Source organism: Dyadobacter flavalbus (assembly GCF_006149045.1).
In the GTDB taxonomy this organism is placed as follows: domain Bacteria; phylum Bacteroidota; class Bacteroidia; order Cytophagales; family Spirosomataceae; genus Dyadobacter; species Dyadobacter flavalbus.
On sequence record NZ_VBSN01000038.1, the window covers coordinates 587,912 to 613,440 of the forward strand.

The 25,529-nt window shown below is 47.3% G+C and carries 19 protein-coding genes; 3 read left to right on the top strand and 16 right to left on the bottom strand.

Annotation, left to right across the window (positions count from 1 at the left end; all coding sequences use genetic code 11):
* Positions 1 to 13: 13 nt before the first annotated feature.
* Positions 14 to 1,444 (top strand): TolC family protein, encoded by a 1,431-nt coding sequence (locus FEM33_RS14140; protein WP_161597128.1) that lies wholly within the window; start codon positions 14 to 16, stop codon positions 1,442 to 1,444.
* Between the two features lie 35 nt (positions 1,445 to 1,479).
* Here FEM33_RS14140 and FEM33_RS14145 read toward each other — a convergent pair whose 3' ends face one another.
* From FEM33_RS14145 to FEM33_RS14215, 15 genes are all read right to left on the bottom strand, one after another.
* Positions 1,480 to 2,811, bottom strand: coding sequence for an ATP-binding protein (locus tag FEM33_RS14145; RefSeq protein ID WP_139012647.1), 1,332 nt, complete (start codon positions 2,809 to 2,811; stop codon positions 1,480 to 1,482).
* A gap of 22 nt (positions 2,812 to 2,833) precedes the next feature.
* Positions 2,834 to 7,012 carry an eCIS core domain-containing protein gene (locus FEM33_RS14150; protein ID WP_139012648.1) on the bottom strand — a complete coding sequence of 1,393 codons (4,179 nt, stop codon included), beginning with the start codon at positions 7,010 to 7,012 and terminating at the stop codon, positions 2,834 to 2,836.
* Positions 7,013 to 7,030: 18 nt separating this feature from the next.
* Positions 7,031 to 8,992, bottom strand: a complete 1,962-nt coding sequence (locus FEM33_RS14155) for a contractile injection system tape measure protein (RefSeq protein WP_139012649.1) — start codon at positions 8,990 to 8,992, stop codon at positions 7,031 to 7,033.
* Positions 8,989 to 11,307: a hypothetical protein gene (locus FEM33_RS26550; RefSeq protein WP_201747752.1), complete on the bottom strand. Its 2,319-nt coding sequence runs from the start codon at positions 11,305 to 11,307 to the stop codon at positions 8,989 to 8,991. The genes FEM33_RS14155 and FEM33_RS26550 overlap by 4 nt, the downstream gene beginning before the upstream one ends.
* Positions 11,308 to 11,398: 91 nt before the next feature.
* The gene (locus FEM33_RS14165; RefSeq protein ID WP_139012650.1) at positions 11,399 to 12,049 is read right to left on the bottom strand and encodes a hypothetical protein; all 651 of its coding nucleotides are present in this window, start codon (positions 12,047 to 12,049) and stop codon (positions 11,399 to 11,401) included.
* 12 nt (positions 12,050 to 12,061) lie between these two features.
* Entirely contained in the window at positions 12,062 to 14,380 is a 2,319-nt protein-coding gene (locus FEM33_RS14170; protein ID WP_139012651.1) for a baseplate J/gp47 family protein, read from the bottom strand.
* A gap of 165 nt (positions 14,381 to 14,545) precedes the next feature.
* On the bottom strand, positions 14,546 to 15,013 hold the full coding sequence (locus tag FEM33_RS14175; RefSeq protein WP_139012652.1) for a baseplate J/gp47 family protein: 468 nt from the start codon (positions 15,011 to 15,013) through the stop codon (positions 14,546 to 14,548).
* Entirely contained in the window at positions 15,010 to 15,441 is a 432-nt protein-coding gene (locus FEM33_RS14180) for a gp25 family contractile injection system sheath assembly initiator (RefSeq protein ID WP_139012653.1), read from the bottom strand. The genes FEM33_RS14175 and FEM33_RS14180 overlap by 4 nt, the downstream gene beginning before the upstream one ends.
* 53 nt (positions 15,442 to 15,494) lie before the next feature.
* Positions 15,495 to 17,213, bottom strand: a complete 1,719-nt coding sequence (vgrG, locus tag FEM33_RS14185) for a type VI secretion system tip protein VgrG (RefSeq protein ID WP_161597129.1) — start codon at positions 17,211 to 17,213, stop codon at positions 15,495 to 15,497.
* Between the two features lie 64 nt (positions 17,214 to 17,277).
* Entirely contained in the window at positions 17,278 to 17,934 is a 657-nt protein-coding gene (locus tag FEM33_RS14190; RefSeq protein WP_139012655.1) for a CIS tube protein, read from the bottom strand.
* Between the two features lie 2 nt (positions 17,935 to 17,936).
* Complete coding sequence (locus FEM33_RS14195) at positions 17,937 to 18,119, bottom strand: DUF5908 family protein (protein ID WP_139012656.1); 183 nt, start codon at positions 18,117 to 18,119, stop codon at positions 17,937 to 17,939.
* A 1-nt stretch (position 18,120) separates the two neighbouring features.
* Positions 18,121 to 18,567: a phage tail protein gene (locus FEM33_RS14200; RefSeq protein ID WP_139012657.1), complete on the bottom strand. Its 447-nt coding sequence runs from the start codon at positions 18,565 to 18,567 to the stop codon at positions 18,121 to 18,123.
* Positions 18,568 to 18,996: a phage tail protein gene (locus FEM33_RS14205; protein WP_139012658.1), complete on the bottom strand. Its 429-nt coding sequence runs from the start codon at positions 18,994 to 18,996 to the stop codon at positions 18,568 to 18,570.
* Positions 18,997 to 19,161: 165 nt separating this feature from the next.
* Complete coding sequence (locus tag FEM33_RS14210; protein WP_139012659.1) at positions 19,162 to 20,550, bottom strand: contractile injection system sheath protein; 1,389 nt, start codon at positions 20,548 to 20,550, stop codon at positions 19,162 to 19,164.
* Positions 20,551 to 20,706: 156 nt separating this feature from the next.
* On the bottom strand, positions 20,707 to 21,378 hold the full coding sequence (locus FEM33_RS14215; RefSeq protein WP_139012660.1) for a contractile injection system cap protein: 672 nt from the start codon (positions 21,376 to 21,378) through the stop codon (positions 20,707 to 20,709).
* Positions 21,379 to 21,499: 121 nt separating this feature from the next.
* On the opposite strand from FEM33_RS14215, the gene FEM33_RS14220 reads away from it, so the two are divergent.
* Together FEM33_RS14220 and FEM33_RS14225 are read left to right on the top strand one after the other, a co-directional pair.
* Entirely contained in the window at positions 21,500 to 23,323 is a 1,824-nt protein-coding gene (locus FEM33_RS14220) for a hypothetical protein (RefSeq protein ID WP_139012661.1), read from the top strand.
* A 195-nt stretch (positions 23,324 to 23,518) separates the two neighbouring features.
* A complete protein-coding gene (locus tag FEM33_RS14225; RefSeq protein ID WP_139012662.1) occupies positions 23,519 to 24,925 on the top strand; it encodes a PKD domain-containing protein in 1,407 nt (468 codons plus the stop codon).
* 24 nt (positions 24,926 to 24,949) lie between these two features.
* On the opposite strand, the gene FEM33_RS14230 is transcribed toward FEM33_RS14225, so the two are convergent.
* Positions 24,950 to 25,240 carry a PAAR domain-containing contractile injection system baseplate protein gene (locus FEM33_RS14230; protein WP_139012781.1) on the bottom strand — a complete coding sequence of 97 codons (291 nt, stop codon included), beginning with the start codon at positions 25,238 to 25,240 and terminating at the stop codon, positions 24,950 to 24,952.
* Positions 25,241 to 25,529 lie beyond the last annotated feature (289 nt).

Genomic DNA, 25,529 nt, shown 5'->3' on the forward strand with positions numbered 1-25,529 from the left:
AATTCTGAAAGCCATGCATTTTTTAACAAAAAAATTATTTCAGATTTCACTTTGTACGGCACTCGCCGTTCCGGCTCGTGCACAGGACAAACTGTCGCTTACCGAATGCATCGACATGGCACTTGCCCGGAATCTCAAGATCAGGGAAGCCGAACTGGGCCTGCAGTCTACGATCAATGCACATCAGCAGACGAAAAGAGAACTTTTGCCCAGCGTGGAAGGTGTATTTAATCCCGGCTATTCGCTGGGCCGCAGCGTGGATCCATACACCAATCTGATCACCAATAACCAGATCGGGACGAACAGCTTGTGGATCAAGGCAGACTGGATCCTTTTCAACGGGTACCAGCGGAAAAATGCCCAGGAACAGGCTGCCATGAATCTGTCGGCCAGCCAGCTTGATGTCCAGTCGTCCCGGAATTCCATTGTACTGCATGTGTTACAGGCTTATATGCAAGTACTGATGTCAAAGGAACTGCTCCATATGGCCCTGGCGCAATCGGAATCCACGCAGCAGCAAATAGACCGGACAAACAAGCAAATCCGATTACAGGTTGTACCCGAGTCCGCCTTGTACAGCCTTCAGGCGCAGCTTGCCAATGACAAAATCCAGATCACCAATGCCGGAAATGACTTGCGGATCGCCCGTATGAACCTGAACCAGTTGCTGAACAGACCTGCAACGGAAAGCGAATTTGAGCTGAACCCCGTTGAAAACAGCGATACGATTCTTGTAAATGGAAACGGGAAGGATATTTATCTTGCCTCATTGAGTTTGCTTCCTGAAATAAAAGCAAGTGAAATACGGGTAAAGTCAGCCGAAAAAAGCCTGGAAATTGCAAGAGGGCTCAAACATCCCGTTTTCTCATTGAGCAGCTCGTTCGGAACGGCGTTTTCGTCCATCGCACGGAAAACGGTAATCAGCGAAAATTATACGGAAACGCCTATTAACGCCTTTGTAGATGTAGACGGTAAAAAGTATCAGGCAACATCGTTCAGTCCGTCTGTGGAGCAGAAGACGATCGGCTACTTTAATCAACTGGGGCTTAACAGGGCTTTTTCACTGAATCTTTCGATCCGGATTCCGGTTTTTAACGCGACCCGTTCGTCTTACAAAATGCAGGAAGCGCGTATCCAGAAAATGATCGCAGCAAATCAGCAGTCGCAGGTCCGGCAGGCTTTGATGCAGCAGATCGAACAGGCTTTCCGAATGTTTGAAAATGCCGCAGAGCGCTACAAAACACTTTATACCCAAGTCATTGTTCTGGAAAAAGCATTGCATGCAGCCGAAATCAGACTGGCCAACGGCGTGAGCAGTCCGCTGGAATATACCCTGGCAAAAAGCAGCCTCGACCGTGCAAAAGCCAACCTGATCCAGACAAAATACGAATGCACAGTCCGAAAAAAGGTTTTGCAGTTCTACGAAACCGGTTCTGCAGAATAGTTTCAAGTGCTTGTCAGTTCATCAAAAAAAACCGCTTACAGCATCTTGCCTTCTTTGGCCAGTTCCTTTCGTATACTTTCCGTAATCAAAGCGTGGCTTATGCTCGTTTGCTTCGCAGCCAGCGCTTTCAGACAAACCTGCTGGACAATGTTGATGATATTGGAACCCGTCAGTTCGTACTGCGCCGCAATGTTTTTCAATGTAACCGATTTGTCCAGCGTAAGCTGCGATGGAAGCGCATTCTGCCAGATTTTCAGACGTTCGTCGCTATGCGGTTTCGGAAAGTAAATGACCGACTGGAACCTGCGTATGAAAGCTTCGTCCATATTGTCGCGGAAATTGGATGCCAGAATGACAAGGCCCGGATACGTTTCCACCCTCTGCAGCAAGTACGAAACTTCCTGGTTGGCATATTTGTCATGCGCATCGCGAACACCCGTACGCTTGCCGAAAAGGGCATCGGCCTCGTCAAAAAACAGGATCCATTCGTGACTTTCCGCCGTTGTGAACAAGTTGGAAAGGTTCTTCTCCGTTTCTCCGATGAATTTGGAAACAACTGTGGAAAGATCGATTTTGTACACATCCTTTCCGGTGTACTTTCCCAGCAACGTTGCCGCCAGCGTTTTGCCGGTTCCCGGCGATCCGTAGAACAATACCCTGTAACCCGGCTTGATCATGTGCTTCATATTCCAGTCTTTCAGCAGCGTGTTGCCGTGCAAAACCCAGTTCTGCAGATCGCCTAGCTGCTGCATCGTATGCTCGTTCAGCACAAGGTCTTTCCATTCCCTTTCGGTCTCAATCAGTCTGGCCGGAAAATGAATCCCGAATCTCGGCCTGGAAATTTTCCCGGTTGTCAGGCTGTCGGTATATTCAGGTGCCATGATGATTTTTCCGCTCATGGCCGGTTCTCCTGCCGGTGCATCTTCCAGCCATAAAATGCGTTTCCGGGCAAAGAAATGATCTTCTCCAAACAGTTGCTGTATGCCAAGACGCTTTTCAAGATGGTCTCCGGCCAGTATAAACAAAACCGTTTCACCTGTTGGTATAAACCCTCTGAACTGCTTTCCGCGAACGCCGCCGATGAGGGAAAAATCCGTCGGCTGATCAAAAAAGGCATGGATGGCATTATCGAAAAAGTCGGGTTTCAGGTGCGGTACAAGTGCGATCAACAGACAAATGATCTCGTCGAAAGACAATTCCCTGTTCTCTAAAAACAAAGCAAAAGGTTCTTTAAGTCCTGAAAAATCCGGAAAAGGAATTTTTTCAATGCTTTTAAAATCCGTCTTTTGTTTGAAATGAATTCCCAGCCGCGTAAGGATTACCGGCTTCAAATAATCATCCAGTAAAGTGGAAAGGTAATGCGTCATCTGGATTCACTGTAATGGACAATCAAGGATTACTGCGTTCATTCATGAACGTTTTGATGCGGCTGTTCAACTGATTGTTCATGTCTTTTTTCTGAGCTTCATATGCCTGACTAACCTTGCCGGCCGCAGGCGTCGGCGGTTCTGGATTGTTTTCCGGTCCGCGGTAAATGCCGTTCTTTGTATTTTCAGCAATGATCGCCTCATTGGTCCGCTGTTTTGCATCCATCGCAAACCCGCTCAGCAGATTCGTAACAACGCTGGACATTAGAGCCAGTCCTTGCGGTATATACTTCGGATTCCTGAAAACTTCCTGAACAATTTCCTGTACAGCCTCTTTAAACACATTGATCAAATGCTGATCGCCGCCATTGTTGGTTTTTGCGTTTGCCGCACCTTTATAAATCAGAATGGTATGCATGTTTTTGTAGTCGGCGCCGCCTGCTTTTACACCGGACATGATCAATGCTTCAAATGCCTGGCTGATGATGGCGCGCGGGATAACGTGTTCGGATTCCATATACCAGACCTCAATTTTGCTGTTCCGCAATTTACTTTGCTGATTCGTATGCTTGTCTACCGTACCGATTCCGGGAGCACTCGCGCCGGGAGCTGACGCCATTTTTGCCGCCTTGATTTTCTTGATTATGATGGCCACTTTCTCATTGGCCTTTTCCTTTTTCTCGGTCGGGCTTTTTGCCAGTTTGATTGCATTCAGAAATTCTTCATAGGCCGCTCTGACTTCTTTATCGGGATGGTTGCTCAGCAAAACCGGATTTGAAGAAGACATGACAAGCTCGTATTTGCCTTTTTTGTTATTCAGTTCATGGGGCTCGCCCTCCGCTTCAAAGGATTTATGGATTTCAAAAAGTTCATCCGCTTCATCCTCGCTTTTCCCAAAAAGCTTTTCAATCCAGCCTTTGATCTTTTCCATTACCTTCCGGATGCCGTTCTCCACTTTCTGGCGCAGTTCCTGAATTACTTCCTTCACTTTGTCCACAACGCCGTTGAGGCCAAAAAGGGAAGACATAATGGCCATCGCGACCGGGATCGCCGATGCAATGGCTGTTTCAAGTACAACGGCTGCTTTGTCGATGATTCCCATAATGAGCGACCCGATATCGTCCAGAACGCGTTCGATCATTTCAAGGATTTCCCGGGCTTTTTCAACAACTGCCTTAAAAACGACAAATACGTCTATAACCGTCGTGATAACAGCCATAACGCCCGTCGGATCAAGCTTTTGTGCAATCCAGGCAAGTGCTTTTACCACAATCGTTTCTTCCAGCCAGCCGATTATGCCGTCCAGAACCATATCCCAGATACTTCCGACCGCAGCTTCCAGTTTGTCCCAGATACTGCCGCCTTCCGGACCTTGGTTCATCAGTTTCTGGAACCATTCCCATGCGTCGGAAATAACGCCGATGTAATTTTCTATCTTTTGTTTCAGTCCTTTTTTGCCGGTTACTTCTTCCAGCTGTTTCAGCAGCATATCGACTGTAATTCCGAGAATCTGGAAGGCCAGTTTCAGCATGGACATAAAACTGAAATCCTTGGGCATTTCGATTCCCGTTCCTTCCAGTTTGCTAAGAAGCCACGCCTGAAGCCCGCTGAGCAAGTGCGTTCCCAACTGGTTAAAGAACTGTTCGAAACCCAACTTCAACGCACTTATAAAATGCCCCAGAAAACCCAGCGGATCAGCCATGATGTCACTCAGCGACTGCGCGGCTTTGGCAATTACTCTGGTTACAAGCTGCGGCGGAATTCCGATGATATCCAGCATGGTGCTGTAAAATGTCCAGATCGCTTTTCCAAGATCCCCGTCAATAAAAACCTGTTTCAGAGCCACAATGGCCATATCTTCGATCCGTTCCCAGATATTTTCAGCCTGTTTGAGTTTCTGGAAAAAGGACAGCCTGCCGAGAATCTGCTCAATAAAAAACTTTTTGATCGGTTCTTTGATACAATCCGGAAGAAGAGCCCAAACCGGCCCGAGCAGGAATTCCGGCAGTTTCCCGAGCAGATCGCCAAGTGCCGAAAATATCCTTTGAAGCGCATCATAAATCGGCGTCAGGAAGCCCGACAAATACGTCAGACCGCTTTGAAGTACGTCAAAAAGTGCGGTGATCTGCGTCTGGCACCAGTCCTTGAATTCGGCAGCTTTTGTTTCCAGCCACTCGATTGCGCTTCCTGCCATGCTTAATAACGGAATGTTCCTGACAGTGGAAAAGAAACCCGTTACAGCATTGTAAATTTCACCGACCTGCCCGTTTATCCACGCCGCAGCCTCCGAAATAGAACCTTTTAAATTATGGATGGATGCCTGGACAGCCGGTAAAATCTGGTTTCTAAGGCTCGTCTGCGCAGCTTCGTTCCCGATGTTGGAAGCGTCACCGCCCATGGCCGCCGAAGTGGCCACCACTTTGGCCAGCCAGTCCTGTATCGTCTGACGCAGGTTCAGAATGGCGCCCAGCGGAATAAAGGAGGCAATTCTTGTAACAAGCTGTCTTGCAGGCTCTATAACGGGGCGGACCAGTTCCTTGATTTCTTCCCAAACCGCCTCCACCTTGCGCTGGGCCCATTGTATAAGCCCTTCTTCCCCGGTTTCGTCCGCGTTCAGTCCGAGCATTCTTTGCAGCCAGTCCCACGCAGCACTGACCGCATCGCGTACGGGTGAAAACCCTTTCCAAATGAATGCGGCGACTTGTTTGATGCCTTCCCAAATGGCTGCTGCCTTGTTTTTCAGCCATTCAATGGCGGGCAACGCAATCGAATTCCAGACTTCGGTAAAAAAGTCGATGGCCGGCTGAAAGAATTCGGTTATGGCGTCCCATGCTTCTCCCGCCATTTCGGTTACAATGCCTTTCAGTTCTTCCAGTGCTGCAAACAGCGGCTGGCAATCGCCCTGCGCCAAAGCATTGATGATCACCTGTGCGCGGTTCAGCAGCTCACCGAATTTGGGAAAAACTACAGCAATAACACCGGAATTGTTCTGCAGTCCGTCAAAAATGGTGTTGACAGCGCCCAGAAGCTTGTTTTTGAAAAATTCCGCAACGCCCGCATGCTGTATTTCCCTTAAAGTAGCCGTCAAACTGCTTCCGCCGATTTTTTCCACGACTTCCCAGAAAAGCGTTTCGCTGAATTCCAGCACTTCTCCGGCTGCGTCAACCAGTTGTCCGCCCGTTGCTTTCCATGCATCGTTCAGCAAGTCACGCTGGATATGCGGCATTCCCGTATGGCCGGAAGCAATTACCGGCGTTTGCGACATGGCAAATCCGGAATCTGCTCCGGATTTTATTTTCCGCTGAACACCGCCTTCCTGCTGCAACGTGTGCGTCAGTTCATGTGCCAGTAAATGCTGGCCTTCAGTGGAATCCGGATTGTATTTTCCCTGATTGAAGTAAATGTTATGTCCGTAGGTAAAAGCCTGCGCGTTAACGGATTCGCTCATTTCCGCCGCTTTGCTTCCGGTATGTATGCGCACACCCGACAAATCCGCGCCCATTGAAGTTTCCATTCGGGAACGGATTCCCGCCGGCAATACGCTTCCCGAACCTTTGCTTGCGTTCAGTTTCTCCTCCAATCCGTCTTTCGGAGCTGCCGTGCTGCCCGAAGCTTTTTTCTGCACATTTTCCTCCGCAGGTTTGATCCTTCGTTTGACCTCTTTTTCCGTGTCCGCTTTCTTCGCTACTTTTTCCTCCTGGTCGCGGTCTTTCAGCTTGTGAATGGCGGGTTCTTCCTCTTTTGCGAGTTTTCGCTTTACGCTTTCTTTCTCGTTTGCTTTTCCTTTTTCAGCCTGATCCGAAGCGCGGTGAATGGCTGTAAAGGGTGCTATGCCGGCTGTTTTCCGGTGCAGATCCTTATCCTGTTCGCCTTTGGGATTTTCCTTTCGTGAAACCTTTTCTTCGCTGGCGCAATCGGTACATTTCCGCTGAATTCCTTTTTTCCTGGCATGAACAGAAGTTTCCACTTTTTCCTGCGCCATTTTTTGGACTACGCTGCCGGCAACCGCATCCGCTTCTTTTTCATACTTGTCGCCCGGCTCGCCGATTTTCAATCGGGTTTGCACCGCCGGGAAAAAACTTTCTGCTGAACGGGACTTTGAAGAGAAAAAGCTGTCTTTTCCGTTTTTGTCAAAAAAAGGTTTTCCGGCGGATTTTGAGCCGGTTTCCGGGTTTTTAGCAGTTTTGACGGCAGCTTGCATACTATTGCAGTTAAAACGTTACATCCAGTCCACTTTCAGCATATCATCCATCCACGGCAACTTGATGATCGAAATCGGATAAGGCAAATGATCGAGCAGCATGTCAAAACTTTTTTGCTCCACAATGATTTTCCATGGTCCGTTTTCACGGTTCAGTTTCCCTTCACGTGCAAAAAAAGACGACCGCAAACCTTCCACCGACGTATTTTTCAGAATTGCCCAGTTGGCGATCAGATTTTCCAGCATCAGAACGGCTTCGTCCTTTTCCTTCTTTTTAAGCCTAGACTTTCCCACAACAGGCATATGCAGCGGCATTCCGCAGAGGAGCTTGGCAACCAGCAACTGCGGCTCTTCGGAATGGACTTTTCCCGTTGCAGCAAAAGCCAGCAAATGAACGGCACGATGCTGCAAATGCTCATTTTTAAACCTATTGTTTTCCGTAAAACCCAATATCCTGAACAAGGGCGAAAGATATGGCCAGGCCAGCAATACACCCGAATGACTTACATAATAAAAATCCGGTTCAGCCAAAAATTCACTTTTTTCAAACTGTTCAGTCGTAAGCTCCCCCTCCTTTTTGCCATCGCTCCACATTCCTCCATCCCGGCTTCTTCTTGATATTTCAGGTTCTGTTCCATCAAAAAAATCACCCCAATTACTTTTTTCCTCACCCAAAAAATGCAGCGGCCTCCCCGTTTCCAACGAAATACGTTCACCCCGTCCCCACTCTTTTCCACTAATCTCCTTCATTCCCTCCTCCCTTCCTCCTTCCTCCTTCATCCCCTCTTCCTTAATCCCTTCCTCCTTAATCCCTTCCTCCTTAATCCCCTCCTCCTTAATCCCTTCCTCCCTTTCTCCCTCCTCCTTAATCCCTCCCTCCCTTCCTTCTTCCTCCTTAATCCCTCTCTCCCTTCCTTCTTCCTCTTTTCCCACCTTCACTCCCTCCTTCCGGCCTTGGCTTTCCGAAGTCCGTTCCCGACTGGTTTCACCGGTTTTATTGTCTCTGGTTAAATGATTTTTCTCCTTTGATTTAAAGTCACTGCTTTTGCCAAACTCCTTATTTTTCAGATACTTTATAATCAGTAATGTAACTGTATTTCGGCGGCGAACCGAAAGTTGTACAGCATTATTTAAAAGTTCATTTGCCTGCCGGTGATCTTTTCGAAGAATGGTTGTGACATAAAATTCAATGTATTCCAATGGCCATACATCCGGTTTTGAAGATGCTTCCAGACTCATCCATTTTACTATTCCGTACCGGTCATTTTTATGACGAAATTTGTTTTCAATTGCTTCATTCGGAACGGCTGTTGTGAAGATTGCAGACAGCTCTTTATGCAGTTTCAAAAGCAGTTTGTATTCGGAAACGAACAGCCCGGACAGAACCAGAAAATTAAAATCTGCCGTAAACTGATTGTAAAGTCTTTTCCTTGCCGGCCTGCCTGTTAATTGCTGCCTGAGTCCATGGAATTTTTCAGTTCCGTTCCGGGAAATAATATCTGTCATTTGTTTTTCTAAAGTCTTTATCGTCTGCACACGGCTGTTCCACGGCAAAATCCCGTAATCGAGAAAATAACTGAAAGTATCCGTCCAGTGACTGCTTTCGGTGCGGTCCGCATGTGCTGCGACTTTACTAAGCCGGTTTTTTATGGCCTCGGAGAAATGCCGTTGCGTCTGCGCCGTTTCAGGGTCATTTTCAACAGTCAGTCGGCTTTGGAATATACTGTCCAGTTTTTTTTTCAGCTCCTTTTCCAGTTCGGGCAGAAAGTTTTCTTTTGTTACGGAACCAATGTTTATTTCCAGCTTGTCGATTTCAAAATGTTCTTCTTTCCCTGCATAATGATCGAAAAGCCTGACCAGTACCGGCAGAATGTTAGTTTGGTTGAATTCAGACGCGGAACGGTTCCACGACATGGCCTCCGCTTCGTTTGTGAAGTTCAGTAACAGGCTTTGTTTCTGTATTTTGTGCGTCTGTTTCATTTTGCAGGTAAATAAATTTGCAGCAGATCCGTAAGCCAGTTTTCATACAACGCTTCAAATTCAACAATTTCCTGGTAATCAAGCCAGTAGATATAAGGCAGAATGTGTGCGGGAACTTCTTCCGCTATCATATTTTCCACAAATTCCTTTCTGTCAAACCATACCGGGTACCATTTCGGTAAAATAATCGTAAGCTGAAAAGAGTAAGGGTCCGCCGGCAAATGGTCCTGCATCAATGCCGCCAGATAATTGAAAAGCAGTCCGGCCGATTTGTTAAACCTGTTTTCGGCTTCGTTTGCACCCTTTTTCCCGATCAGCAAAATGTGTTCGACCAGGTAAAACCCCGTTGGGTCATTTCCTTTTTCCTCGCTCAGTTTCCGGTGGTTCAGCGCCGGGTTGTCGATGCCGGTCAGGCGGTAAAGCCTTTTCTGAAAACCGGACAGCATATCCTGTTCCCAGACCGCCGTTCCGTCCGCGGTAATCGGCAGCCCGGTACCCCGGTTGCGTGTAATCAGCGGAACGTCGTGCAAAAGCATTCGCAGCTTTTCCAGCTTTTCAGTTTCATCGTACGCTCCCGGCCCGGACAACCGGACAAAGGAACCTTTGGTCGCAAATCTTGCCAGCAGGTGGTTTACAACCTTTACTTGCCGGCTTGTACTAAAACCGAAATCTGCTTTCAGCTCGTTTAGTTTATCTGCATCCAGCAAACCAAGCTCTTCCAGCTCAGGAATGGCTTTTATGATTTTTTCAATCTCATGCTCCGGCGTATTGTCCTGACTTCTGACATTAAAAAGTGATGACAAATCCGAAAGCTGCCCGAGATAACCGATCAGCAATCTTTCAAAAAAGAACAGGTATGCTTTGAACTGCCGGATTTTCGCCTGCTGCGGATCAGGAATCCGATTTGTACTCTGGCCTTCGCCGAGCTTGTAATTTTCAGGAAAATCCTTTTGAATGGATATATATTCAGCAATTTCATCCATCAGCAACGTTCCACTTCCGGTAAACGGACCAGGATCTGTTTCCGCTTGCTGCAAATCAGGAAAAACGGTTTCTGTAAAAGGCACCATGGAAGGCTGGGCGCCTGAGGGATTCCAGTCAACGGCCTTTTCAACGAAATGTATAATGCGTACAGACGATTTCTGTTTGCTGAAACGCGGTGCAAAATAGGTAAACGGATGTAATTCAAGATTTTCAAAAACGGCTTCTTCGCCAAGCGGAATCGTTGGAACACCGTCTATGTACAAATTCATGTTTCTGATCTTTGCCGCTTCCACTTCCTTTACTTTCGTAAGTATTTCCTCGATGAGATTGGATGCGTACAGAATATTGTTTCTGGAAGCGGATTCGTTCCGCTTGGATTCCTTTACGATCCGGAACAGAAAGGAATCGAGCTGGTAAAAAATGTCGCTGATCACCGCATCCGGATCGTCCGTGCTGTTTTTCAGAATGACTTCAAGATCAATTCTGATTTCCTGAGTGTTCACAATCCGGAACGATACAAAGTCCTCGCAAAGGTTCCGGAACGGGAGAATGGATCTGTGAATGTCCAGAAGCATTTGCTGCTTGTTTTTTTCCCGAAGCAGAAGCGCATCAAGTTCCTGAACAAACTCCGGACTTTCCAGCCTTGCTATGATAATTTCCTGATAATCATCAAAATTACTGAGTGCACCAAACGACTGGCCGGCATAAATGCTTCCGCGCGCTTTTACATTTATTTTACTTGCTTTCCCGTCCGTCTGCTCCTTCAATACAATTTCAAGAACCATTGAAATCTGGAAATTATACTTTTCGTACACAAAGAGATTGTCATCCACGGACCTGTTCCATTGGCAATTCAGCACCTTTTCAATCCGTCCCCAGTCCATTCTGCGGTTTTCTTCCGTAAAAAAAACAATGTCCATTCCGGTCTGCCCGGCGTCCAGAACAAGCTGTATGCCGTCCGTGTTCAGTTCGCCAAGTTCGGGATGCGGCCGGAGCATCACGACAATTTCATATGCGCCTTTGACCGCATGGCCATTGTGAAGGATTGCAGATTTCGTAAACCATGCTAGCAGCACTTCGGGACTTTCTTCCACTTTACTTTCAAAATCCCCGGCAGTCAGCGGGGCGCCCGGAAACAATTCTGTTTTATGAAAGAAATACGGATCTGTAAATTCCGGCGGAATCGTTTTTCCGGATTCAAAAATTTCTTTTACAAGCTCGGTCCGGTAACCCAGATCGGTCAGTGCATAGCACAATACTTCCAGTGTCGTAATGCCCGGATCGTGCAGGTTATGGTCCGTCCAGCGCTTGCCGGAAAGTGCACGGATCATCGACAATCCATCTTCCCTTAATTTTTGAAAATTGAGGGACGGATTCTCAAATGGTTGTTTTGATATGCCGTTAACCGGAACCATATGGGTGTCATCTTGAAGAAAACGTAAAACCCAAACCGCCAAATCCGATCAAAAGCAGCTTGTTATATGCTTCGGACTGATAAAAACTGCTCGGAAAAGGAATCGGTACTTTAATGTTGTAATCAAAAACGATGTCGACGGAAAGGCCGCGCCAGTTTTCCTGCGGTTTCGGATCAAACTTTACTTCAATCGCCTGCCTTCCCGTTTTTATTTCCAGATTTTCCGAAATGATTTTTTCATATCCGTTGAAGATTTCCATCCGGATGCCGATTTCAAGATGGATCGTTTTTCTGGTAGGCGGCGATTCGCTTTCCACCACTTCCAGCGGACCCATCGGCGGCAGCTGCAGATTCCATTCGATTCTGGAAAGCTGAAGACCAGCGCCCAGATTACAGGCGGGCAATGAATAATTGTAAACTCTCGTGATCTGGCCGTTCAGATTCTTGAAAACAGGCACCAGCATGGTGTCGCCGCCCTGCCTTCTGATGATCCTGGCCTCTTCGGAACTTACAAGCACATGATAGCCGGACACGAATGAAGTGTAAGTAACATCCTCGTTGTAAGAACTGTCTATAAGCTGGTGAAACTGCTCTTCATTGGGCCTTTTACCGCTTCTGAAATATTCTTTAAGAACTGTTTTGGTTACTTTGGCAGACATATTGGCTAAGTTTTACTGCACTTCAAAATTGATATCGACCAGCATTTGCCCGATTCCCCTGTAATTCTGATAAGGCACTGTTTCTGCGGTTACAGACTTCAGATCATGCTGTCCGGAAGAAACCACAACCGATTTCTGATCCAGGATAATTTCCTGCTCACGAACGGTCTCCCCGTTTTTTTCCCAGCTGATGCGATCTATGAAATTGATGTATTCCCTTGTTTCAATAAAGCTGATTACGGAAGACAGATGAAGCTTGCTTCCGAGCTGGACTTCCATATCATCCCTGAATGCCCACGGGGAAAGAAAATCTTCCAGTTCTTTCTGCAGTTTATTGATGTAAAAACCTGCTTCCGTCTGATGCCTGAAACTGATCTGCGCCACAATTTTAATCTCGACAAACGCGGCATTGGTTACATCTGCCTGCACATGCGGGGATTTTACGGAATCTATAAACCTGCTGATGCTGTTCAGCAGATTCTGTCCTGCAACGGGCCTGAACAATCTGCGCCGTTCGGCATGCATGATCCTGGGAATGAAAATGATATGTACATGCCCGGGCTGCACACGGTCTGATCCGGAACGGCTGTGCCGGATGCATTTCACCTTGTATATTTCAGGAAAGTTTTCAAGAACGAGATGTTCGAAATCCCATGCTGTAACCGCCTTGTTCTTGTGCCGGAGCATTTCACTGATCCGCATAAAACGGGCCTGATTTGTTTCAGCCGCCCGGCCTGAAAACGACGGGTACGGCTGTTCTGTCTTTCTGATTTCCCGGATTGCCGGCAAAAAGGATTTAACCGAACCGGGCGGCAGCTTACTCAGATTATAAGTGACCGGCACGGCTTCCATTTCCCTTTTGGCCAAAATGGCGTTGGGCCTTATTTCCAGGATCCGGTCAAAATTGGCTGCGTTTTCCTCAACCGAAAATCGCAGCCAGTACTGTCCGGCAGGCATGGCCGGATTATGCATGGAAATGGTTTCCGGAAGCTGCAGCGTAATGATTCCTGTCTGCTGCAAACCCGTTGTAGTGTCGGACAAAATCTGGTTGGGTAAAAAATCCTTCCAGCTATCCTGTTCGGCAAAGGAAAAAGTGACGGTCCCTTTTTCAGCCGTACTTTCTTCCAGGACGGCAAAAAACAGACTGATCTGAAGCGGAGGTTCCATGCCGGTAAGGCCAATGTACAAGTATCCCGAGTCCCGCACAGAATCCGTCAGCAAGGCCGGGAAACTTCCCTTCATATCTATGCCCGGAGTCACCGGCCTGATTCCGAAGGGCTCGATATGATAAAACTGCATACCCGCTTTCTGGTCGCCGATATGCATGCATTCGGCTGCCGTATAAGAAAGCCGCACTGATTCCATCACAGGCGTGTAAGGCTCGTTGGGAATCTGCACATCTTTGCCCTGCGCCTGCTGAATGCTGGCTTTGGTAAGCACCCTCGGAAAAAGCGCATGCCCGAATGCTTTGTCCGGCGAACTGATGGAAAGGCGAAGTAACCCGTCTTCATTCTCCCTGCCGGCCAGCGAACTTTGCTTGTTTTCAAAATAACCGGCTACATCCAGTTTCATAGGCTGCTGAAATACGGGAAACCCGGCTTCGTTTTCAGAGGCAGCAATGCTTTTCCATTCCTTGCAGCTGCGGATGGATGCGCTGACTTTAAAATCGTCATTGTTTTTTACCAGACTGTTGGTATCGCCGGTGTAGCCCTCGTAATAAATGGGAAAACCCTCTTCCGGAATCCCTTTCCATGCAATGTTGACCTGGAGCGAAAGAAGCGGCTTGTAAAAAATTTCTTCCAGACCAATATACAGACTGGAACCGACTACCGGGCTGAACCCGAAAGCCTGGCTTGCCTTGCCGGCATCGAGCACGCCGTAATCGTTGCTCAGGAGAACCGAAGCGGCATTTTCACAGCTTACTTGAATATCAATCCTGCCAAATCTGACCGACCGGAGAAACTGATAAACTGATGCATCCGTTTTCCTGAGCCTTACACGCACGGCCGGCCATTCCCTTGCGTTTATTTCGTATCCGTGAACAGCCGGATCGAAGCCGGAAACAGCCGGCGCCGTTTCGTCCAGAACGGTGGCAAAAGAATATTTGTCACCGTCGAAAACCGGGGCGTCATTCAGTTTTGAGGAGAACCATTTACCGGCTGTTGTAAACTGCATTTCAAAAAGATCTGCAGTGAGCAGGCCGGAAGTATTGTCGGATTCCGAACTGATCTGCGAAAAGGTGATGCTGACTGTTCGTGTGCCTTCTTTCAGCAAAAGAACAGGCGAACTCAATGCCCAGCCGATTGTCGTATTTTCTCCGTCGTTTCCCAAACCAAACGGGTGCCAGCCCTGCCTGTCTTCGCTATGGCCAACACTGGATTCCGGAAATGATCGTATACTTTCTCCTGTTTTTTTCGGGTTGTAAACGGATTTGAAGCCGGTCAGTTTAACGAGCGAAATAACGGTTTCCTTTTCTGTTTTAAACAGGATATTGTTTCAATTTTCATCTTTTCCGGCCAAAATTCTTGCATCTGCAGGTATAGGAAACTGCTGCACATTTCTGGCGAGTTCGGGAAAAATATAGATCCGGTCCGCCTGCGGCGAAATATCCTTTAAACCCAGTACATGGCGGTAAAAAAAGTCAAGATGGGCTGAAACAAGCGCGTTAAGGTCGTTCTGAACGTATTGGAACAAATTCAGAAAAGCAAGGAACAGTGCAAGATGTGGAGACACGTCGCCTTCCCGATAACTTCCCGATAGCACTTTCTCATCCAGTTCCCTGAAGAAAGGAGACCAGTTATCGCGCGCTGGGCCGGCTTCTTTCGGATAAAAAATGACAGCTTCGGCTAGCCTGCGCGTTTCGGCATAGATTTCGGATGTAGTCCTGGCATCCAACCTGAAATAGTCAGGCATCAAAGCGCTGGCATCCGCAACCCTGTCCTTTTGATTTGTGCCCTGACTCATTGTCTGTCTGCATTTATACCCGCATTACTGGCTTCATGCATGTAAAACGGAAATACCATATTGGACCGGGAATTGGTTGCACTGATGATGTAAACAATGTCAAAAACCAGCGCACCGTCCAGGGCCGAACGGTCACTCACCTTTATTTCCTCCAGCACGATTCGGGGTTCGTGATAAAGGATTGCCGTTTCAATCGTATCCCGTAAATAGGTGATGGTGGTTGTATTTATTTTTTCAAAGACGAAGCTCTGAAGATTGCACCCGAACTGCGGCTGCATGACGCGTTCGCCGGGCCGCGTGGAAAGCAGGATACGCAGCGACTGCCGGATATCTTCTTCACCCGCCGCCATGACTACCTCGCCGTCGTACAGTGAAAATTCGGGCGGAAATGCCCAGCCATTACCCAGAAAGCCTGAATCGTCTGTCATAATTTACCTTGTATCTCAGAACGGACTGTTATTCAAATAAGCTTTTTGAACAGTCAGTTAATCTGCACCAATGATCCTTTCAGTACGGCAATCGCTTTGGTTCTGATTTCAGCGCCGGCGTCGCCCTCCGCAACAAATTTGCCTTTTGCCTTGTTTGAAATGTTCACGCCTTCTATTTCGATTCCGGTTTTTGCACTGATCCTTAAATTGCCGGAACTTTCAATGGAAATGCCTTTTTCATTCATTTCTATCCGGTTTTTGTTCTTGTCGGTGATCGTGAGCTTTCCTGATTCCTCATTGATTTCAATGCTGTTTCCGGCGGGCGTTGAAATGGCGACAGATTTTTTTTCATCGTCCCAGATCATGCTCATGTTGCTTTTTGTAAAGTTGCCTTTCTGAACGTTTTTATCCGTTACTTTCAAAACCGGTGCGTTGGCGCTGCTGTACATTGCGCCGATCACAATGGCTTTGCGCGGATCGTCGTTCAGAAATCCTACAATTACTTCATTCCCGATTTCGGGATAAAAGAAAAAACCGTACTGACTGCCTGCAGAAACATGGGCAACCCGCGCCCAGATCCCTTCCGTGTCATTTGCCGATGCAGACAGTTTTACCTTTATACGGAATTCACCGTCGGGATCGCCTTCCAGCGCCGTGACGGTTCCCGTATGCAGGCCTGAAATGGCAGGCAGCATCCCGCCGGCAGCAGCCGCACTGAATTCCTTCTGTTGTCCGTACTTCGTATCCGACCAGCCAAACTGGATGTCGGAAGTCCAGTTGCCATCACTCAGTTCATGCCTGATACCGGTTACAAAAGCACGGCCGTTGAACCGATCGCCCAGACCGGCAAGCCGGATTATTTTACCCGGAAAAATAGAAGCATTCCCGCGGATGCGTACTGTTCCTGTCGCTTTGGAAAGCGCGCTTTTCGTTGCTTTGGCCTTTGTCCAGGCTTTGAGTTCTTCCAGCGGTGTTCCGTCACCGCCGGTCAATGCGTATGGGTCCGGGTTCAGCACTCCGGAAAGCTGTCCGGAACTCAGGTTTCCGATTTCGTTTACAAATTCAGCAGTTTCTTCAGCCACAACGATTTCCTGCTCGGACGGCGACCACGACGTACTTTCAACGGCGGCAAACTGGGTTTCCGAATCAATCAGGCCGTCGAATGCAAGTACATTGATGCCATACTGACAAGTGAGCGCATCGGTGCCATCCATGGAAGGTTTTGAAATCGTGAGCTTTTCCTGATCAAACAGCATCATGCAGCCGCATGCTTCCACCCGCGACAGGATAAAATCCCAGGAAGTGCTGTCGTACTGGACCAGCTGCAAATGCCTGATTTCTTCCATTTCGTCAATAGTATATTTAATGTCCGCATCGTCCAGAATTTGTGAAACGGCATCTTTATCGCTTGCATCTCTGAAGTAACGGCTTTTCCGGACTGTTGTCAGCTTTACTACGGCATGTTTGCATTCAATTTCCAGCTGGGATTCACCCGATTCCCTGATTCGGATGGCATGCCTTACGGCTATTCCTTTGAAAACAGGATCGGCATTGCCTTCATAGCCGAGGTCAATTTCAATTTTTGCACCCGGTTCAAAATATTCCTTGCTGCTGAGTTCAAAATCCTGCCTGCTTACATTTCCGTCCAGCAGAATCAGTTTGGCACGCGGTACCCGGTTGGCTTCATTGAGCGTTATGATACTTTTTACCTTGTAGCTGGTGGCAAATTCCTCGCCGTTGATCCTGATTTTATAACGCGTAACACTCTTCATCAGCATACTAATTATATGAACATCACCAAACCTTCGGGCAGGACTTATTCAGCCTTGTGTCGGCTCATTGGTTCAAAGGCGGAAAAACGATGCGCATGTTAGGCTTAAGGTTCCTGAAATTACTGATCCCGTTGAACTTTGCCACCTGAATATACAGCGCGGCGTTCCCGTAAATCCGGTAAGTCATCAGCGGCAGCGTGTCGCCTTCCTTTACATACCGGACATGCGTCAGGTCCGGGGAACTCGTCCGCATTTTCTTGGCGCGCAGTTCTTCTTCCACTACTTCCACAAACGTGGTGCTCAGGATCGCCCGCAATGCAGTTCCGTCCGGTTTGAAAAGCGTATAATCAATTTTAAGCTCTTTCAGTACGCAGTTGAACGACAGTTCGCCCCATAACAGTTTCAGGAATTTCGGGCGGTGAATTTCTCCGTCGAAGTTGTAAACCGCTTCCTTGAATCTGGCAACCTCGTCCCTGACATTCTTTTTACCACTGATTACGCCGGTTCCGTCAAACAGGAATTCGAGCTGGATTTCTTCCGCAGGCGTTTTGTTGAAAGTCGGATTGCTGCCGTGTGTTCCCTGTTCCTGTTCTTCATTGTACCGGATGTTCAGCTTCCTGCTGAACCGGGCAGGATTTACCGGAACAGAAATGGAATCCACTTTGTCCTGAAAGAGGTCATCTTTGTAAACAATGATCTGAAGCTTGTTCGGGTCGGCCATGCTTATCTTTCGCTCTGCATCCGCAAATATTCCATTACCTGTTCCATACACCGCGCCACGATCCGGTCTTCCTGCCTGGAATCCAAACCATTTTGCGCTGCCAGCTCAGGCGCATTGGTGTTTTTATTCCCCGTATGATTGTCCACCGTAGCCCTGATGATCAGTTCCCGTATTTCGATCGGCATTTCAGTGCTGTTTAAAGGTAAAATAATGATAATTGAGTTCGAGCGTTTCAATAAGCAGTCCGCTGCTTTCCGCATTCAGGCCGGAGCACGACCATTTTACAGGTATGGCATGCACCAGGTTCCAGGTGCAGAGCTTTTTATGTTCTTCATTCAGCAGGTTTACCGTGAGGTTTTTAGGCTCGAAATCCATTTCCTCCATGGCTTTTGTACACCAGCTTGTAATGCGGGAATCTTTAATAATGCCGCGTTTCAGCACCAGGTTATCGTAAGTGGTCCCTTTCGGGAGCTTATGCGCAAACCGGTTTTCGCCGCCTTCGGCATAATCTTCGGTAGCCACATTCTGCGACAGACCGCTTACTTCCTGAAAACTGGAATCCGTGCCGGCGGGCAGCCCTTCGAACTCAACTGAAAAATGAAATGCGACCGGCGGATAATATGCTTTTTCCATTTATTCAGCGGTAATTCCTTCATGTACAACTTCCATGGTTTCAATGGCGACGCTGTTGTCATCCGATTTCAGCTCCGTTGCCTGCACTTTGGACGGCCAGGCATTCTTGATTTTCCACGAAATAACAGGCTGATGTTCTTCATTGAGCAGACTGATCGTGATGTCCCTCCGCTTTACTGTTTCCAGCTTGTTTTCGGCCCACCATTTGTAAAATTCATTGTCGCCCTTGAACGATCCTCTTTTCAGCGTTATGTTGCTGTATTTGGCCAGTCCCGGCATTTTCAGTTTCGAGTATTCCTTGCTGGAACCTTCCCGGTATTCAATGATTTCCCGTTCCATATCCAGACCGGTTACTTCTGTAAAAGCCATTTTTGCTCCGCCCCAATCTACCTGAAAGTGAAACTTGGGCAATGGATATTCGTTCGCCATAACTATGAAAGGTTTAGAATGTGAATTGCTGTTGGCTGCCGGCTTTTAGCTTTTAGCAACTGGCTTGTAGCTGGCATGCATGTAAAATGCAGAATGGAAGATTTTTGAGTAAAATCATATTGCAACGCATTATTCATAACAACTTGTTACAGGTCAAGATACCAGTCAGATTTCCTGCATTTTGTGCGTAAAGCGTAGGACCAGAAATTCGGTGGGCCGAACGACGGCAAGGCCGATTTCCACGTTCAGGATGCCGTTCAGGATGTCCTCGCTGCTCATGGTAACGCCCAGCCCTATCCGTACGTAAAATGCATCCCCGGCAGCAGCGCCGGCCAGTGCTCCCTGCCGCCACAGATTGGTCAGGAAATTTTCAATCATCGTACTGATCCGCACCCACGTATTGGCATCGTTTGGTTCAAAAATAAATACCTGCGTAGCCTTTTTAATCGATTCCTCCACGAAATTATAGAACCGGCGGACGTTCACATATTTCCATTCATTGTCATTGCCGGCCAGCGTCCTCGCTCCCCAGACCAGAATACCAAGCCCTGTAAACGCCCGGATTGCATTAATGGACTTTCCGCCTTCTGCATGCACGTTGAGCTCGGCCTGTTCTTCATGGGAAATCTTGCGCGTGAGACCGCTGACTGCATTCAGACTTACGTTTGCAGGCGCTTTCCAGACACCGCGGGTTGCATCCACATTGGCATAAACGCCCGCTATGGCGGCGCTTGGCGGCAAAACCAGCATTTCAGATTTAAGCCTGAGCAATATTTCCTGACGGCGGATACTGCCAGTTTCCATCTTTGCATTAACAGGCGGCTTCGGCTTTCTTTCCGGAGGCGGCGCGTCGCCCGGGGCCGGAGCGGGCGGAGGTGCAGCCGCAGCCGACGGCTCAACAAGCGAAATATCCTCATCATCCAGGGAAGCATACTTGGCAATGGAAGTTTGCAGATACGGATAATAGGCAGCACCGTATTTAAGATTGTTTACACCCAATCCGTTACGGAAGTTTTCAATTTCATCCTTTTTGGTTTCAGGAATGTCAATAATGACAAAACGGTCCATCAGCCTGGCGGCCTGCGCAAGTGCCTGCTGATAAAAATTCAGATAATCGGCATAAGGAAGCTGAACTGCTTCGGGCGCCAGGATCAGTGTAGGCTCATCTTCCTTTTCAATAACGGCCAGTGCATCCTCAAAATCCTTTTTTTCAACTCCTTCCGGTTTTTTCGGGCCGAGTGAAGCGATGTAGCATTTTCCGCCGCCATTGGCAAAATACAACTGCAGATGATAATACAGCTCATTCCTCGAAAAACTCTCTTCCCAGGTATTGTCCTGAACATTGAATTTAAGTTTCCAGTTGTCCCAGTTACAGAATTTCTGTTCAAATTCCATCAGCGTCCGAATCTTGACTGCCGTTATCCGGGCATTATCCGGTCGTGTATCGGTATAACCTATAAAAACAGGCACGGCAGTGTCCACCGCTGCGATAGAAGGAGGAAACAACGGTACTTCCTCAATATATACCCCCGGAGTTTTTGTTACAATTGCCATTGAATGTATTCAGATTGATTTATGAATGAAACAATAATTAGTCACTTTCAACGGGTCATCCAATCCGCAGCTCGTTCAGGCAGATCGCTGTAAAAGGCTTTTTCACAGCCGGCCCGTTTATCGCATACGCTTCCTTTCAGGTTATACAAACTTCTTTCAATGGTTATCCGGACGGTAGTTCACGGTCTCCATGCTGTTGCTGTTTATTTGCGGCACACCCTCTTTGTTTCTTCCTTCAAATTCACCGAAGGTACTGTTTGAAGACAGGATAACCGGCATGGGCGTACTTTCGTGGGTATCCACCAGTTCCAGCAACCGCATTTTGTACATGACGGATGGTATCTGCTTGCTGCCGAGGCTGCTCCACATGTCAAAGGCTTCCTGAAAACCGATGTCGTGCAGTTCCAGCGTTACCTTTTGTTCCGGTAGCTGTTCATTTTCATTAAATCCTGTCTGAAAATTTTTGTGCGCCTGAAAAAAAACGATTGTATCCGAAAGCAGCTGCAGCGATTCGGCGTAGTTCTTTTTGGTTACAGAAACCAGCAGGTACAGATTGAGAAAAACAGGCGGGTTAAACTTTCTTACTTCCTTTTCTTTTTTCCGGTCCGTTATTCTGGAATAAAACGCGGTATTCTTCAGACTGGCTTCTTCTTCGATCTTGATGAGCGTGATGATAATCCTGTTCTGGAGGTCATTTTTTTCTTCGCTGATGTTGGCAATATTGTTCAGCTGGACAATGTCGCCGGTGCCGTTGATCGTATCTCCCCATTTCCCGTAAATGGATTTGTTCAGCCTCTCCGCAATCGCTTTAAGTGCAGGATAAATCATAGACAGAACCGGTTAAAAAGATAGAACTGTAAGTTATAAATTTATTTACAAGAGTAGGCTATATCAATATAAATTTCCGATTTTTATTATACGGTAAATCACTCAGTAAAAAACAATTAACATGCTCAATCTGCCTACTATCTATCTGGTACACGCATCAGATGCCCCACAACATTTGTCCAGGCTGAAGAAAATTTTACAGGAGCTGGCAAACAAGCGTTCAATCGGTGATTTCGTATCACTGGACAGTAATCAGTACTACGCACTTCCTGAAGATAAAATCAGTGAAAATGATATGGTCATTATTTTACTCAGCAATGGATTTACTGCTACCGAAGGGCTGAAAGAAGCCGTGGAAAAACGGATGACGGATCTTGCAGCCAAAAACCGGTCCCTGAAACTGGTGGAAATCATCATTGACAGCATACCGTTCGATAAAAACTTCATGATACTTCCGGAAGACCTGCAGCCGATCCGGGAACAGGCGGACATGGACAGCGTATGGACCAGAATCAAAAGCAGACTCGAGCAAATATACACTACCGGTAAAAAACCGGTCAATTACAGGAAGTACCTTATTTATGCTGCCATTGCACTTGTAATCTTTTTGATCATCCGGTGGCTTTTATCACCGCCTGATTACTTACCCGTGAATGACGACGCAGCCGTGGAAACTGAAACTACTACCGCCGAAACCAAACCATATGAAAAACTGGGCGAGTACACTTACGGCGGCGCGGGTGTCGAAAGTATTACCTCCGCAGTGGCAACTGCGGACGGAGGCGCCATGCTGGCGGGCTCATCCAACTCCGATCCGACTAACGGAAAATATGATTTTAAAGTTGTAAAAATTACTGCCGACGGAACAAAGCAGTGGGAAAAGAATTTCGGCGGTACGCAGGACGAGTTCCTGACCACCATCGTTGCCGTTCCGGGCGGTTATCTGCTGGGCGGACTGAGTTACTCCGCAGCAGAAACCGGCAAAACTGCTGCACTGTATGGTGAATGCGATTTCTGGCTTGTGAAAATCGACAGTAACGGCAATCAGCTCTGGGACAAAACATACGGCGGTACAACCACAGATATCATTGAGGATATTATTCCGGTGCAGGATGGTTTTCTGCTCGGCGGCTATTCAAATTCCCAACCCGGGCCGGACAAGGCAGCTCCCGCTAAAAGCAGTGATTACTGGATCGTCAGAACAGATGCACAGGGCCAGCGATTGTGGGACAAAAGCTTTGGCGGCACGGACTACGACTTTCTTTTCAGCATGGCGTACGATAAAAACAACAGGCAGATCATGCTTTCCGGTTATTCCCTTTCAGCGAAGGATCAGGATGGCAAAACTTCACAGGATTATGGCCAGGAAGATTACTGGATTGTCAAAGTAAATGAAGAGGGCGATAAACTGGCCGAGTACAGCCTTGGCGGTTCGGCAGTGGATAAAGCGGTCACATCGGCATTTGACGGTGCGCTGCTGATCGGCGGCCATTCGGATTCCAACGGCGGAACCGGCTCCAAAAGCATGGGCATGGCCAGAAATCTGGGTAAAAATGATTTTTACGTCGGCAAATATTCCAATGACGGAGACAAGTTATGGGATAAAACCTACGGTGGGCCCGAGGAAGATAAATTGTTGTTCATTTCGCCGGTCAGAGGCGGATTGCTGCTTGGCGGACAGTCGGCATCGAATTCATCGCAGACTAAAAGCGCACCGAATTACGGCAAACTAGATGGATGGCTTGTAAAAGTGGATTCAACCGGAAACAAACGGATGGACCTTGCATTTGGCGGAAAAGAAGATGACACGATCAATGTCATTATAAAGCTGAAAGACGGAAATTACCTTTTATGCGGCGATTCCAGTTCACCTGAGGATGCAACCAAACAAGCCGGAAGTTTTGGTGATGCAGACTTCTGGGTAGTTAAATTAAAGTTAAACTGACCCGGCTATACGCAGCCGGCAGCTTTGCACATCGGACCGTGGATTGAACCGGTCTGATGCGCATGACCGTATACTAAATATTTGGTATTTTGAACATATGACCCTATTTATCTGATTAAATTTAGGAAGCTGCACAGAACAGGATTCGTCAGAAATAGCAACGAGATTATCTGAACATTTTAATTCATCCTTGATATGGCTAACCGTCCTAACGTTTATCTGATTCATGCCTCCGATGCTGTTCAACATGTGGATTACATAAAGGAAATACTGAACCGCCTGAAAACCGGAAACCGGATCAGCGGTTTTATCCCGGTGGAAGGTGCCGCAGCATGGACACTCCCTGAAAAAAACCTGCTGGCCGGCGATGCGGTTATCGTTTTACTGACCAATCAGATCATCCCGTTTAAAGATGAAGGTGAAAAGTACCTTAAAAGCCTGCATAACAAAGAGCTGAAAGTAATTGAAATCATTATCGACAGCATTCCTTACGATTCCGGATTTTACTTTTTTCCGGACGATGCACAGCCGATCCGGGAAAAGGGTAAAATGGACGAAGCCTGGAACAAAATTGAAAAAGGGCTGGAACAGATGTTTCCGCCGGTAAATGCAAAAGAGAAGCAGTTTGTTTTTGGAAAATACCTTAAATACGCTGCCGCCGCTGTCGGTTTATTGTTGTTGATCTGGCTTGTTCCGAAGCTTTTCAATCAGGATGAAGTAAACTTTACTTTCAGGGTACAGGATGCATTGATGAAGCAGAAAAAAGACACTACGTCGTGCTATCAGCCATGTCTTGCCAGCTTTTATGCGGAATCGGACCATCCTGAAAACCTGGTCTGGGATTTCGGCGATACTTTGCAAAAAGCTGTAATTACAGGCCAATATCCGGAATATCTGTTTACACAGGCCGGAACTTACACGATAAAACTGGCTACAGGGAAAGAAGACAATGCCGCAAGTATGGAAAAGAAACTGGTGGTCAAACCCGTACCGCAAGCTGACTTTGAAGTAGTGAACAATGGATGTGTGGCACCGTGCCAGCTTACATTCATCAACAGATCCAGTTATGCCGATCAGTATTCCTGGGACTTGGGCAACGGCACAGCGACAACTGAAAAAGATGCGAAAAATATCCATTACGCGGCCAGCGGAAATTTTACTGTTCGCCTGACCGCTTCCAATAAGGACGGTATCAGGCTGGATACTTCCAAATCCGTAACAATCGCCGTTGACGAATCACCTTTTGCTCAATTTTCCGTGAGTTATACAGGTGATGTACAGCATCCATACAGAATGACTTTTAAAAATAATTCCAAATACAGCAATGAGTATACATGGTCATTCGGCGATGGCAGCACCATATTAAAAAAGAATAGTCAGGAACCCATTCCGCATGATTTCCCTGAACTGAAAACCTACAGGGTAACACTCGTAGCATCCAATAACCAATCGGCAATGGACAGCTTTTTCTATGACGTTTACCCGAAAAGTTACATCTTGCCTATCAGGGATCTCATGAAAACTGTAATTAGAACCAATCCGGCATACAGCGAGGAAATAAAAAAATATTCCATTAAAGATGCAGCCCGATTTCCGAGGTAATGCTGCATACTTTATACAACACCGTTACCCGATCAACACCGTCATACATCCCTGCAGGATTGTACCGCCATGGGCCGTAGTGTCGCCCACCCGGGCGGCCGGCTTTCCTCCGATGAGTACCGTACCGGAACCCACGGCAATCATGTCGGGCGGCCCTGCGCAGGTACAAAGGCTGGTTACCGTTGCTGCCGGCATGCCACCGATCAGGACGGTTGAAACCCCGGGCGGCATCACTGGCCCACCGACGTGCGGAACCAATGCTGTTATCATCGGACAAACATGCATATCTCCTGCTCTTGCTGCTGGCAGTCCCATCATTGCCGGTTGAATGGTTTGAAAACAAGTCACGATTGCAGGCTCTGATCAGACGGGAAAGTCAAATAATGCCTTTTATAAATGTAAAAATAAATTTTTGTGCATTTTTAATAAGATCAGATCATTTCCGGTAAATATGGCCGGATCCATCATACGTAAAATAAAATCTACAAATTAATTATAGATACTTATGCACTTTTGTCGTATTTTTCTGTTATTAAAATACAGCCGAACATTGGAGCTGTTCTTTTTACCAGTTCTGTCTGTAAAAGTTTGTTCCTGAACCGGC